Raw genomic sequence first — 13,936 nt, 5'->3', positions numbered from 1 at the left:
CCCTTCCATGTAGGAAGAAAAAAGGGGGAAGGAACATGCAAACATCTATGGAACCAGCAAATGGGTTGAATCATTCTAAGCATAGGAAAATGGCAACCATGTTATCAATCATTCCAGGCGTGGGCCAAATGTATAATAAACAATTTGTAAAAGGTCTTATTTTTCTAGTATTAACAGGTTCATTTATTGTAGCCTTTGCTGATTTATTAAATATGGGATTATGGGGTATTGTAACGCTTGGTACAGAAGTTCCACGTGACCATTCTGTCTTTCTATTAGTAGAAGGAATCTTGGCCCTTATCGTTATCGCTTTTGGACTCGGCATATATGCATTTAACTTATATGATGCATACCAAAATGGAAAGAAACGTGATATCGGAACACCGTTAAATTCTGTAAAAGAGCAATACCGTAATTTGTTAGATCAAGGTTTTCCTTATTTAATGGTTTCACCAGGTTTTCTACTACTTATCTTTGTTGTCGTATTTCCAATCATCTTCGTAGTTTTAATTGGATTTACAAACTATGATTTATATCATTCTCCTCCAGCTAAATTAGTAGATTGGGTGGGCTTTAAAAACTTTATTGATATTTTCACTTTACCGATGTGGAGAGAGACATTTGTAAGTGTATTCTCTTGGACTGTCATTTGGACATTCGTTGCAACAACATTACAAGTTGCGCTTGGTATTTTCTTAGCGATTATCGTAAATCAGCCCGGTATTAAAGGAAAGGCGATTATTCGAACAATCTTTATTTTACCGTGGGCTGTTCCAGCATTCGTATCTATTCTTGTGTTCTCTGGTATGTTTAATGAAACATTCGGAGCGATTAACAATCAAGTATTAGCTTTATTCGGAATTGAAAAGATTGCTTGGATGACAGATCCATTTTGGGCGAAGATTGCTTTAATTATGATTCAAACGTGGCTTGGGTTCCCGTTTATCTTTGCGATGACAACAGGTATACTGCAATCGATTCCGGGAGAATTATATGAAGCGGCTACAGTAGATGGAGCGACAGCTTGGCAACAGTTTCGTAAAATTACATTGCCACTAGTGTTATACGCAACAGCGCCAATATTAATTACGCAATATACGTTTAACTTTAATAACTTTAGTATCATCTATCTATTTAACGGTGGAGGTCCTGCTGTAGCTGGACAAGACGCAGGTGGAACGGATATTTTAATTTCATGGATTTATAAGTTAACGATGACTTCAGCGCAGTACGGAAAAGCAGCAGCTCTTACAATGATATTATCGTTAATCGTTATTACAGTTGCGTTATGGCAATTTAAGAGAACAAAATCATTCCAAGAAGAGGATATGATGTAAATGAATATTAAAAGACAGAAGATGTTACGTCTCTCATTAAGTTATTTAGTTATTTTCGTAATGTGTGCCATCATTTTCTATCCGTTATTATGGATTATTGGCTCATCGTTTAATCCGGGTGATAGTTTATCTGGATCAAGTATTATTCCACAAAATGCAACGTTAGATCATTATCGTAAGTTATTAGATCTAGAGAATAGTAATTACTTACTATGGTATAAAAACACATTAAAAGTAAGTGTTTTAACGATGATTTTCTCAGTGTTAGCAATTAGCTTTACTGCTTATGCATTTTCGAGATATCGTTTTGTTGGAAGAAAAAATGGTTTATTAACATTTTTAATTCTGCAAATGATTCCAAACTTTGCAGCGTTAATTGCTCTATACGTATTAGCTCAATTAACAGGATTAATTGATACACATCTTGCATTAATTTTAATTTATGTAGGCGGGGCCATTCCGATGAATACATGGCTTATGAAAGGGTATTTTGATACGATTCCGAAAGAACTGGATGAATCAGCTCGTATGGATGGAGCAGGACATTTTCGTATTTTTTGGCAAATCATTATGCCACTTGCAAAGCCAATCGTAGCGGTTGTAGCGTTATTTACTTTCATTGGTCCGTTTACAGATTTCATTTTAGCGAGTATTATTTTGCGAACACCAGAAAATTATACTTTAGCAGTTGGATTATATGAAATGGTTGCGAAAAAATTCGGTAATGAATTTACAACGTTTGCAGCGGGTTCTGTGTTAATTGCAATCCCAATTTCAATTTTATTCCTATCACTACAAAAATACTTTATTTCTGGTTTAACAGCTGGAGGTACAAAAGGATGAAAAATGGGACATTACGTCCCATTTCTCTTTTCATCTCCCTATAAATAAGTTTATAGGGAGATGAAAAGAGATTTGACATCACATGTGAAAAGAAGTGAAATAAATAGTATATTATAGTATAGGAAAAAATAGCTATATCCCTTACAATACATGAAGAGGGAGAATAGGATTAGTTTTGCAAGATATAAGAAATGAAAGTTTATGACTTGCAATGAGTGCGAGATAAAATATATGAAAAATGGCAGAGAAATGAGAGGAGGGGATTTTTATGACAGTTACAATTAAAGATGTGGCGAAGCAAGCGAATGTTGCACCATCAACAGTTTCTCGTGTAATTGCTGATAATCCAAGTATAAGTGAAAAGACAAAGCGCCGTGTTAGGAAAGTGATGAGTGAATTAGGGTATCATCCCAATTTAAATGCGAGAAATCTTGCGAACCAAACGACGAAGACACTTGGTCTTGTTATGCCAAGTTCTGCAAGTAAAGCTTTTCAAAATCCATTTTTCCCAGAAGTTATAAGAGGGATTAGTTCATTTGCACACGTAGAAGGTTATGCGCTTTACATGTCGACAGGTGAAACGGAAGAAGAAATTTTTAATGGTGTCGTAAAGATGGTACAGGGACGCCAAATTGGTGGCATTATTCTTTTATATTCAAGAGAGAATGATCGGATTATTCAATATTTACATGAACAAAATTTCCCGTTTGTTTTAATAGGAAAACCATATGATCGAAAAGATGAAATTACATATGTAGATAATGACAATTATACAGCTGCAAGAGAAGTGGCAGAATATTTAATTTCATTAGGGCATAAGCAAATCGCGTTCATTGGTGGTGGATCAGATTTACTTGTAACGAGAGATCGTTTAGCTGGTATGAGTGATGCCTTGAAATTAGCAGACATTGTATTACCAAAAGAATATATTTTACATTTTGATTTTTCGAGGGAAAGTGGTCAACAAGCCGTTGAGGAATTAATGGGACTGCAGGAACCGCCGACGGCAATTATGGCAACGGATGACTTAATTGGACTTGGTGTGTTAAGTGCTCTTTCTAAAAAAGGATTCGTTGTACCGAAGGATGTTTCTATTGTAAGCTTTAATAATGCTTTATTATCAGAAATTGCAAGCCCTCCACTTTCAACAGTTGATGTGAATATTTATCAGCTAGGATATGAGGCAGCAAAAGCATTAGTTGATAAAGTAGAGAATGCAGAATCCACTGCAAAGTGTATCATTATTCCTCATAAATTACTAAAACGTCAAACTTGTGATCATTATGCATAAAAAAAGCTAAGAGTTTAACTCTTAGCTTTTTTCTTTAAAAAGGCTTCTAATCGGTCGCAGCCTTCTTTTAAAGTTTCGATACTATACGCATAGGACAAGCGAAGGTAGCCTTCACCGTATTCAGAGAATGCTGTTCCAGGAACTACAGCTAGTCCTGCTTCTTTAACAAGATTAAGTGCAAAATCAAATGATGAAGATGTCAAATGACCAACATATGGGAATAAATAAAATGCACCTGTTGGCTTTTCAACTGTTAATCCCATTTGAGTGAGTCTATTATATACGTAATCACGGCGTTTTTTATATTGGTGGCGCATCATTTTAGGTGCGTCTTTAGCCGCTGTTAATGCTTCAATTGCAGCGTATTGAGCGATTGAAGTAGCGCACGTTACGTTGTACTGATGAACTTTTAATATGTGTCCTGCTAAATAGCTTGGTGCAAATAAAAGTCCAACACGCCAGCCGGTCATAGAATGTGATTTAGATAAACCGTTAATGACAATTGTCTTTTCACGCATTTCTGGGAAATGGGCGATAGATGTATGCTTTTGTTCATATACAAGCTCGCTATAAATTTCATCTGAAAGGACGAAAATATTTTTATCTTTTAAAACATCTACAATATCTTTTAATTCTTCGGTGGATAAAGTTACACCAGTTGGGTTAGAAGGATACGGTAGTACGATACATCTTGTTTTTTCTGTAATAGCATTTTTAAGCGCTTCAGCTGTTAAACGAAATCCACTTTCACGAACATCTACAAAAATAGGCGTTGCACCGCATAATCGAATAATAGGTTCGTAGCCTGGATAAATAGGAGCAGGTAAAATTACTTCTGTTCCTGGCTCTAAAATCGTTCGGAATGCAACATCAATTGCTTCGCTAGCACCGATTGTAACGATGGTTTCGTTTTCAGGTGAATAATGTAAATCGTAGTTATCTTTTACGAAGTTACAAGCTGCCTTGCGTAATTCTAGTAAACCAGCGTTATGTGTATAGCTTGTATAGTTTTCTGTAATAGCCCGTTTAGCCGCTTCTTTCACGAGAGAAGGTGTAGGGAAATCGGGTTGTCCAATTGTTAAAGAAATCAAATTATCATAGTTTTGAATCATGTTAGAGAATTGACGGATTCCAGAAATTTGGATGTCCTTCACTCTAGGGTTAATGAATTGTTCCATTGTATCTCCCTTTCTTCCGTTTGAAAATTAAGTTCATTTTATCATATTTTCTATGATTACGCTTTGTATATGTTATTTAGAAAGAGAGAGAAAAGAGAAAAAAAGCCGCTATAAGCGACTTTTTAATATCCGTATTCCCAATCTATTTCATCTTCATTCCAGAGTACAGAGGATACCTTGCCAAGGTGAACAACTGATTCGTTCACAGCACATGTGCAGTTTTCTTCTCCCGCTTTATGCTGTAACTCTTCATATACTGATTTTTCAACATTTTCTAGAACAACCAAATTTTCTTCTTTTAAAACAAGCGTAGTACCCGCCATATTTATCTTCCTCCTACTAAAGTAATGATCACTTATTTGTAAACATAGATAGTATGGATTATATGCTGTATTTTGCTATAGTTGTCCGTCTAAAAAAGTATTTTTATATTTTCTTTGTAATCCGTATTCATTGTATACTGCATGAAGGAAATTTGGTACAGGGTTTACAATCATTTCGAAAATCTGTAACAATTATTATGAGCTGTTAACAAAGAATTAACAAATATGTTAAGAAAAATCAAAATTTTAAAACAAATACACCTATAAAATGATATAATCATATCAAAATACATATAGGGGATGAGAGGTTATGGAGCTTATCCGTGATTTGTTGATTCAAATTGCCATCATAATTTTGCCACTATTTTTATATGAAGCGATTCGTTTAAATCGCTATCAAGAAATGCCTCCGAAGCCAAATCGTTACTTTATTATGTTTTTATCTAGCGTTACGCTCATTCTCTCCATGACATACTCTATTTGTTTTGGCAATGTGTGTGGGTATAACTTTCACCCCATTCCAATTGTCAGTGGTTTTTTATATGGTGGGATTGTTGGTTTAATCCCAGCGGTTATTTTTGTTGCATATGAATGGTTACTAAAGGGAATGAGCTTTCTTCCAGTTTTAGAAGTAATATTTCTATTGATAGTTCCGCTATTTTTATCAAAGAAATGGTCTCTTTTTTCAAAGGATAAGAAATTAATTTTAGCATTTATGATTTCATCATTTTATGTGCTTGTTTCTTTAGTATTAGGCATGATTAATGTTCTTTTGGAAACAGGATTTACACCGTATATTTCGCAAATATATAGCGGATTTATATTTGCCTCGCTTATCATGGTCATGACAATGGTATTTCAGGTGTATTTAACTGAATATTTAAATGAAAATGCATTGCTACGTACAGAGATGCAAAAATCAGAAAAACTTAATATTGTAAGTGAATTAGCAGCAAGTGTGGCACATGAAGTTCGCAATCCCCTTACTGTTGTTCGTGGATTTATCCAATTGCTAGAAAGCACGGAAGATGTGAAGAATAAGGATTATATGCGTCTCGTATTAGCTGAATTGGATCGGGCGGAACAAATTATTTCAGATTACTTAAATTTAGCAAGGCCGCAAATTGAGAAAAAAGAACACATTTGTTTATCAGCCCAATTAATAGAAATGACCACTCTTATGTCGTCATTTGCAGCGATGCAAGGTGTATATTTACAAGTTGAAATTTCAGAAAGTCTTTATACGATTGGTGATAAGACAAAATTGAAGCAAGCTATTATGAATGTTGTTAAAAATGGTATTGAAGCAATTCAAGGAAATAAAGGATATTTAAAAGTAACAGCTATTCAAAAAGACGAAACAATCATAATAAGAGTTAAAGATAGTGGTGTTGGTATGACGAAAGAACAGTTAGCAAGGCTGGGGCAACCATATTATTCTTTAAAAGAAAAAGGAACAGGATTAGGGCTTATGGTAACATTTAGTATTTTACAAGCGCATAATGGTACATTGGAATATAAGAGTGAGAGCGGAAAAGGCACTGAAGCAATTATTATATTACCAGCTGTACAAAATAAGGAATAAAAGTTACCGATGGAAGGTAACTTTTTATTTTATATTGTTTATTCGTTTGTTTTTTCTTGTTTTGCTCGGCTAAATAAACTTTTAAATGATTGAAAGAAGCTTTGCTCTTTTGAGGCAGCAACCATTCTTTTTGTTTCTTGAATTTCTCGAATAACTTGCATAAGCTGTGCATCACGGTTACTATCCTTGTTATAAATTTGACTAACAAGTTTATTCATTTTTTCTTCCTGTTTGGATTCTCGTTTATACATATGATTCATTAATAAGTCCATCTTTTCTTTTTGCAATGCATCTGTTTGAGCGGCGTGATCGACTAACTCTTGAAGCATTTTTTCTTGAGAGCCTTCTTTTACATAAACTTGTTGCATCAATTCGTCTAGTTTCTCATCCTTTAAACGATTTTGTGTAATTAGAGTAGAATTTTGATGAATAATTGCTTCATTTAATTGAGCGAGCATTTCAAGTTTTAACATGAACTCCTCAAAGTTACGCCCATCTTCTTTTTCTTTCGGTTGTATTTCTTGTTTATCTTGTATAACTGGTACAGGTGGGGCCTCTTTTTCTTTTAAAATAATTGGTATCGTTTCTGAAATATCTTCTTGCAGTGTAGCAGCTCTTTCATGAATAGATTTCAATAGTTTTAAATCATCCAGCTTATAAATACGAGCATCAGCTGTTTTGGAAATCATATAACCATGTTCCTCTAACAGTTGACTATATTTGCGAACTATATGTTTTGGGATGCCTGTTTTATTCGTGACATCTTTCGTTTTATAGGTAGCTTCCATAATATTTCCTCCCCAAAAAGTATCGTATATATCATTTCAATCTTTTATGAGGACTTCCTTTGAAAAAGAATGTCGGAAGGTTATTAGTTTTCTACAGCATTAGTGAAAAGATGAAGAAAAATGAGAGTTTTTGGCGGAATAGCGAAGAAGAGCTGCAATAATGTCTGAAAACATATACAGAAGAAGTTTGTTATAATAACGGAGGAAAAGAAACTGGTAGAAACATGGAGGTATACATGAAGCAATTAAAAGGTATTATCATTTCAATTATCGCAATTCTGTCTATTTTAGTAGCAGTTTATGAAGTACTTGTGCCAGAGGAAACAAGTGTAAAGAAAACGAATACGTATGATCAAGTGTTAGAATTTCCGAAAGAACGTTATCCAGAGACAGGAAAACATATTACGGATGCTATAAAAGAAGGGCATTCAGAAGTTTGTACAATCGATCGTGGTGGTGCTGCAGATAGAAGGAAATTGTCGTTAGCACCATATCCATCAAAAAAAGGGTATGATCGTGATGAATGGCCAATGGCGATGTGCAAGGAAGGCGGAAAAGGAGCACATATTGAATATATAAGTCCGGCGGATAACCGCGGAGCAGGCTCTTGGGTAGGGAATAAGTTAGATAAATACCCAGATGGTACGCGAGTAAAATTTGAAGTGAAGTAGTAGTTGTATATTTCATAATGAAGGAGAAGGGGAACTATGGAGTTAACGATTTCTTATTCGCAATTAATGTTGATGAACTATGACGGTGAGCAGCCTTATGTAGATTGGACTGATGAAGATTTTGAAAGAGGTTATGCTAAGGCAGATGGAACTGTTATTTTTGAAGCGCTTTCTGATTATACTTGTGAAGTGAAAGTGACCCCAGGGAAACATATTGAAAAAGAAGAAGTAGTTAGAACGATTACGGTTCCTTTTACAGTTGAAAATGAAAGTATCGTTATAACGAGTATTCTTTCTAATAAATTTCAAATACCTATTCCAAATGGTGAGTATACAGTTGTATTACAAGCAATTCCTCTTGAAGAGCCAACGGATGATGAATTATATAAAATACAATACGAATTCTTTTTTGAAAGTAAAGAATAAAAAATGGGTTATCCTGAGAAAAGGATAACCCATTTTTGTTATGCGTTTGTTTTTAAAAGGGAACGAGCATCTTTCGCTGCTTGCACCATATGTTCTAAAGCTGGAATAACTTCTTCTGTTCTTCTCGTTTTTAAACCACAATCAGGATTAATCCAGAAATATTTAGGATCACATACTTGTAAAGATTGTTCTACGATTTTATACATTTCATCTTTACTCGGTACACGTGGGCTATGAATATCATATACACCTAGGCCGATGCCTTTTTCATATGTTGTATGTTTTAAAGTATCAATAAATTCTCCGTGACTTCTTGATGTTTCGATAGAAATTACATCTGCATCTAATGCGCGAATCGCGTCAACAATATCTTCGAAGTTACTGTAACACATATGAGTATGAATTTGTGTTTCATTTGCTACAGAAGAAGTTGCTAAAAGGAAGGATTGTACTGCCCATGTAATATAAGCATCCCAATCTTTTTCTTTTAGTGGCATTCCTTCACGAAGTGCGGGCTCATCGACTTGGATTACTCTAATTCCGGAAGATTCAAGTAGTTCAATTTCGTGACGAAGAGCTAGTGCAATTTGATACGAAACTTCTTTTCTTGGAATATCATTTCGAACGAAGGACCAATTTAAAATTGTAACAGGTCCGGTTAACATTCCTTTTACAACTTTCTCCGTTAAGCTTTGTGCATAAACTGTTTCCTTAATAGTCATGCCGTTAATAAAGGCTACATCACCATAAATAACAGGTGGTTTTACGCAGCGGGAACCGTAAGATTGTACCCAACCGTTTTTAGTGAATGAGAAACCAGCAAGGCGCTCACCAAAATATTCGACCATGTCAGTTCTTTCAAATTCACCATGTACAAGGACATCAAGACCAATTTCTTCTTGGTAACGAATCCATTTTTCTGTCTCTTTTTCAATAAATTGTTCATATTGTTCATTTGAAATAACGCCGTTACGCCATTCTTTTCGCGTTTGACGAACTTCAGTTGTTTGCGGGAAGCTACCAATGGTCGTTGTTGGTAATAGCGGTAACTCCAGGGCAACTTGCTGTAATTCGTATCGTTTTTTAAATGGAAGAGGGCGTGAAAAATCTTCTTCTTTTAGTGCTGTTCGTGCTGCTTTGACATCTTCTCGGTTACGTGCAGCAGATGAACGAATTGTATGATGTACGTTTCGATATGTTTCCAGCTCATTACTAATGCTTTCTGTACCTTGAGTGAGAGCGGAATGAATAAGAACTAACTCTTCTAATTTTTGATTTGCAAATGCTAACGCATCAAACAGCTCAGTCGATAAGTGAGTTTCTTCTGTTTTATCGATTGGTGTATGCAATAAGCTACAAGAAGGCTGAACGATGATATCTTTCGTTTGGACTTGTTTTTGTAACGTTGTAAATAGCTCAAGGACTTCATCAAGGTCAGCTCTCCAAATGTTACGGCCATCTATACAACCGACAGCTAAAGTTTTATCAGCTGGGAATCCATATTTTGAAATAGCATTTAAATTACCTTCTTTACCATGAATGAAATCTAATCCAATACCGGATACCGGGAATGTAATAATTTCTTCATAGTTTTCTTCTACGCTATCAAAATATGTTTGTAAAAGAAGAGTCGCATTTGGAACTTCTTTACGAATAGCTTCATAAATTTCTTTTGCTTGTTGAACTTCTTCTTTCGTTAAAGAAGCAAAAATCGGTTCATCAACTTGAATGGCTGGTGCACCAGCTGCATGTAGTTCTGAAAGCAGTTGTACGTATGGTGCAACTAACTGTTTTAAAATAGTAGCAAATTGCTCTTGTGTATAGCCTTTAGCTAATTTCAAAAAAGTATATGGTCCTAAAATAACAGGTTTGCCATCTACGCCTAATTCTTGTTTTGCCTCTTCGTATAAGCGAAGTGGACGATTATCTTTTAAAGAGATTTGTAATCCCTCTTCATATTCAGGAACGATATAATGATAGTTTGTGTTAAACCATTTTGTCATTTCGGAAGCTACGTGATCTTTAGAGCCACGCGCCATTGCGAAATATACATCAAGGTAAGATGTAAACTCAGAAAAACGTGATGGGATAAATCCTAGCATATAAGCGGTATCCAAAACGTGATCGTAATATGTAAAGTCGCCAATTGGAATGAGTTCAATCCCTTTTTCTTGCTGTACTTTTACGTGTTGAAGGCGGATTTCTTTCATTGTTGTTAAAAATTGTTCTTCATTGATTTTATTGGACCAAAAAGCTTCTAATGTTTTTTTCCACTCTCGTTGTAATCCGATACGTGGATAACCTAAGTTACTTGTTTGAATTGCCATTTCAAATTCCTCCCTAATTAAAAGTAAGCACTTCCGTTTACTAGGAAATACCTATAACAAAAAGTATAAAGGCATAGAAAATAAGCCTTCCTTTTTGTTTTAACACCTCATCATCATCCGTGAATCTATCAGTGTTGTTAAAACAGGCAGGTCTCCTGACTTATGCTTCATATAATTTCTTTCACCTTCCCGTTTTCACAGTGGCACTAAAAAGAAATCTCAGCATTTACAGTGGCGGGACCGTGTTGGAGTTTCACCAAGCTTCCCTTTTAAACACGAAACGAAACTTTCGTGTACCTATTTTCCTTTTGAAAGGAATTTAACAAGCGATATGATATTGAAACAAATTCTAACACAATTTTTGGAATTTTGTCTACTGTTTTAAAATAAGAAAATTCAAAAGTTTTTATTTCTTATTATTATGACTTTTTATTCTGGATTAACTAATAATATTACAGTATAAAAAGAGAAATTGAGCTATGAAAGAAGTAGGATGTCTTCTTTCATAGCTCAATTTTCATCTATAGCAACTTCTGAAAGTCGGCCTGCTATAGCATCTTTAAGGAGGGTGTTTAGCCATTGTAATTCAACTGTAATATGCTCAATTACACTTTGCAGAATATATAGTTGTGCACGTGAAACCTTTCCTTTATTACAATCATATATCGTTTGCATAGTATGTAAATATTGAAGAGTATCGTTTTTCTTTTTTTCTAAAATAGGAACTAATTCGTGATCATTGCTAAAGTGAGCGAAAGATAAGGCTGAATAAATAGGTTTATATATTTGGTTTTTGGCTTCGAATTGTTTTAATAGTAAAGTGTGAAATAGTTTTTTACCTTCTTCTGTTATATGAAAAATCGTTTTGTCAGGTCGATTTGTGTCTTTAATTACATTTGTAATATGAATTGCGCCTTGCTTTTCTAATTGCTCGAAGGCGTAATAAAGTGATCCTTTAGCATATTTAATGTAACAATCCATTTGTCGTTCTTTCATAATATGCTGCACTTCATATGGATGTTTATCTCCTTCGAGTAGCAAGCCGAGAATGACTAATTTCATGCTCATGCTGTCTCAACTCCTGTATATAAAAACTTTATCCCGCATTAACTGCCCGTAAAAGCCCGATTGGTGAGGGCTAATAATCAGTGGGGGGATGCCCCCACTGATTAAAGTTTCACTTTATACATATTATAAACGGCATATCCTTTTTCATAAAGGGATATGCCGCTTCTTTTTTATATTAACTAACTTGCTTTTGTTTTTCTTTCTTTTTAGGACCTGTAAAGAGGCGTTCATTTCCCATAAGTAAAATACAAATAATACTTAGTACAGCCGGGATGAGTGCCCAGAAGAATGTGTTCGCAATAGATGTAGCGAGAGCTTCTTTAATACCCGCTAATATTTCAGCAGGAATTTTGGCGGTAGCGCCTGGTGATAATAAGAAACTTGTGTCTCCGCCTTTTGGAGCTAATTTTGCTAGTTCAGGGGGGAATACAGAGTTTAGTTTATCTGTAAAAATATGATTTTGAATTGTACCGAAAATCGTTACACCAAGAGTCATACCGAGTGATCGGAAGAATGAGTTTGTTGATGTCGCCGAACCACGGTCCCGCATTTCCAACTTGTGAATAGAGGACATACTTAATACTGAGAATGAGAAGCCAACACCAAGCCCAGCGAGAATCATAAATAGTGTTACGAGTAAACGAGGTGTCTCCATTGTTAAAGTACTTAATAAATAAATACCAAGAACGAAGAAGACACCAGATACCATCATAATGTTACGATAGCTTGTTCGAGAAGCTAATTGTCCTCCTGTTTGACTTCCAATTACAGAACCGACCATCATTGGTGTTAAAATTAATCCAGCATTAGAGGCGGAACCTCCAAGAACGCCTTGAATGAAGATTGGAATATAAACTGTACAGATAATAAAAGCGGCACCATAGAAAAAGGCAACTCCTTGACTAGCTGCGAATAAAGGTTTTTTAAATAGATGGAACGAAATAATAGGCTCGGTTGCTTTTCGTTCTACAAAGAAGAAAATAATAAGCGTAATAACTACTGTTGTAAATAAGCCAATAATTACAGTGGAATTCCAGGCATATTCCTTACCACCAAGTTCTAATGCAAACATTAAGCAAACAATACTTATGACAAGTGTAATAGCACCAGCCCAATCAATTTTTTGTTTTCTAAATTCTAGAGACTCACTGTAGTATTTAGTAATGAAGAAAAAGGAGATAAGTCCTAATGGAATATTGATATAGAAGACCCAATGCCAACTTATATAGTCTGTAATATAAGCACCTAATAAAGGACCGAATACACTAGATGTCCCGAAAACAGCACCGAATAGTCCTGTCATCTTCCCGCGTTTTTCTGGTGGGAAGATATCATACATAATTGTGAAGGCGATAGGCATAAGGGCACCACCACCGATACCTTGAATAGCTCTATAAATACTTAATTGCTCAATACTTGAAGCTGTTCCGCAAAGCGCAGAACCGAATAAGAAAAAAATGAGGCCCCCAATATAAAAACGTTTCCGTCCGTACATATCAGAAAGTTTCCCGAAGATAGGCATCCCTGCCATTGTTGCTACCATATAAGCTGATGTGACCCAAACGAACTTATCAAATCCTCCTAGGTCTCCAACAATTGTTGCCATTGCGGTTGCAACGATTGTATTATCCATTGCGGCCATTAATATACCAAGCAGTAAACCAGCAACAACAAATTTTGTCTTGTTGGTGTCTTTTTTTAATGGTTGAGTTTCCAAATATAACCCTCCTTTAGAAATAAGTAAACTATATTAAGTTTTGAGTGCAGTGGATAAAAATTTAAATGTATAGTTGATTTTAATTTCTTTTCCATAAGTGCACTAATATGCCATAAAGAATATTATAGTCAAATTTGACTATAAGGCAAACTTTTTCTTCCGCCAAAATATTCTTTCATATGAGTGGAGAGCAAGTGAGCCATACTGAATATTGCCATAAAGTAAATTGTAAAAAATTTTCATTAAGAACACCTTCTGTTAATAGATGAAAAATGGTTTTTTCTTCATATTGTCGAATAGGATAAAAGGAAGAGAAATATTAAACATTGCTTGTAGCAAACTTTAGTAATCTGGGGAATTCATTGTGTGTATGGTACATCTG

Annotated in this window: 12 protein-coding genes and 1 riboswitch; of the genes, 6 read left to right on the top strand and 6 right to left on the bottom strand. The window is 35.0% G+C overall.

Annotation, left to right across the window (positions count from 1 at the left end; all coding sequences use genetic code 11):
* The first annotated feature begins 35 nt into the window (after positions 1-35).
* From malC to malR, 3 genes are all read left to right on the top strand, one after another.
* Positions 36-1,337: a maltosaccharide ABC transporter permease MalC gene (malC, locus tag MR143_RS19210; RefSeq protein ID WP_001194994.1), complete on the top strand. Its 1,302-nt coding sequence runs from the start codon at positions 36-38 to the stop codon at positions 1,335-1,337.
* Positions 1,338-2,180, top strand: a complete 843-nt coding sequence (gene malD / locus MR143_RS19205; RefSeq protein WP_001022608.1) for a maltosaccharide ABC transporter permease MalD — start codon at positions 1,338-1,340, stop codon at positions 2,178-2,180.
* Positions 2,181-2,448: 268 nt separating this feature from the next.
* On the top strand, positions 2,449-3,471 hold the full coding sequence (malR, locus tag MR143_RS19200) for a maltose operon transcriptional repressor MalR (RefSeq protein ID WP_000219050.1): 1,023 nt from the start codon (positions 2,449-2,451) through the stop codon (positions 3,469-3,471).
* 14 nt (positions 3,472-3,485) lie between these two features.
* On the opposite strand, the gene MR143_RS19195 is transcribed toward malR, so the two are convergent.
* Both MR143_RS19195 and MR143_RS19190 read right to left on the bottom strand, forming a co-directional pair.
* Positions 3,486-4,649: an aminotransferase A gene (locus tag MR143_RS19195; RefSeq protein ID WP_242280891.1), complete on the bottom strand. Its 1,164-nt coding sequence runs from the start codon at positions 4,647-4,649 to the stop codon at positions 3,486-3,488.
* Between the two features lie 122 nt (positions 4,650-4,771).
* A complete protein-coding gene (locus tag MR143_RS19190; RefSeq protein WP_000929280.1) occupies positions 4,772-4,972 on the bottom strand; it encodes a hypothetical protein in 201 nt (66 codons plus the stop codon).
* 310 nt (positions 4,973-5,282) lie between these two features.
* On the opposite strand from MR143_RS19190, the gene kinB reads away from it, so the two are divergent.
* Complete coding sequence (gene kinB, locus MR143_RS19185; protein ID WP_000420360.1) at positions 5,283-6,557, top strand: sporulation sensor histidine kinase KinB; 1,275 nt, start codon at positions 5,283-5,285, stop codon at positions 6,555-6,557.
* A gap of 38 nt (positions 6,558-6,595) precedes the next feature.
* Here kinB and MR143_RS19180 read toward each other — a convergent pair whose 3' ends face one another.
* Positions 6,596-7,345, bottom strand: coding sequence for a DUF3967 domain-containing protein (locus MR143_RS19180; RefSeq protein ID WP_000388466.1), 750 nt, complete (start codon positions 7,343-7,345; stop codon positions 6,596-6,598).
* Between the two features lie 236 nt (positions 7,346-7,581).
* On the opposite strand from MR143_RS19180, the gene nucA reads away from it, so the two are divergent.
* Together nucA and comJ are read left to right on the top strand one after the other, a co-directional pair.
* Entirely contained in the window at positions 7,582-8,016 is a 435-nt protein-coding gene (nucA, locus tag MR143_RS19175; RefSeq protein WP_000811494.1) for a DNA-entry nuclease, read from the top strand.
* Positions 8,017-8,052: 36 nt separating this feature from the next.
* Positions 8,053-8,442, top strand: coding sequence for a competence protein ComJ (gene comJ / locus MR143_RS19170; RefSeq protein ID WP_000424030.1), 390 nt, complete (start codon positions 8,053-8,055; stop codon positions 8,440-8,442).
* A 38-nt stretch (positions 8,443-8,480) separates the two neighbouring features.
* Here comJ and metE read toward each other — a convergent pair whose 3' ends face one another.
* The 3 genes from metE to MR143_RS19155 form a co-directional block, all read right to left on the bottom strand.
* The gene (gene metE / locus MR143_RS19165; protein ID WP_001007627.1) at positions 8,481-10,769 is read right to left on the bottom strand and encodes a 5-methyltetrahydropteroyltriglutamate--homocysteine S-methyltransferase; all 2,289 of its coding nucleotides are present in this window, start codon (positions 10,767-10,769) and stop codon (positions 8,481-8,483) included.
* A 128-nt stretch (positions 10,770-10,897) separates the two neighbouring features.
* Positions 10,898-11,085, bottom strand: a riboswitch (cobalamin riboswitch).
* A gap of 194 nt (positions 11,086-11,279) precedes the next feature.
* Positions 11,280-11,837, bottom strand: coding sequence for a PadR family transcriptional regulator (locus tag MR143_RS19160; RefSeq protein WP_000062058.1), 558 nt, complete (start codon positions 11,835-11,837; stop codon positions 11,280-11,282).
* A 175-nt stretch (positions 11,838-12,012) separates the two neighbouring features.
* Positions 12,013-13,554 carry an MDR family MFS transporter gene (locus tag MR143_RS19155; protein WP_000449904.1) on the bottom strand — a complete coding sequence of 514 codons (1,542 nt, stop codon included), beginning with the start codon at positions 13,552-13,554 and terminating at the stop codon, positions 12,013-12,015.
* Positions 13,555-13,936 lie beyond the last annotated feature (382 nt).

Origin of the sequence: Bacillus cereus group sp. BfR-BA-01347 (genome assembly GCF_022663835.1) — a bacterium.
Taxonomy (GTDB): Bacteria; Bacillota; Bacilli; order Bacillales; family Bacillaceae_G; genus Bacillus_A; species Bacillus_A thuringiensis_K.
The sequence above is the reverse complement of the archived record's forward strand: the minus strand, read 5'-3'. Positions and strand labels throughout refer to the sequence as shown.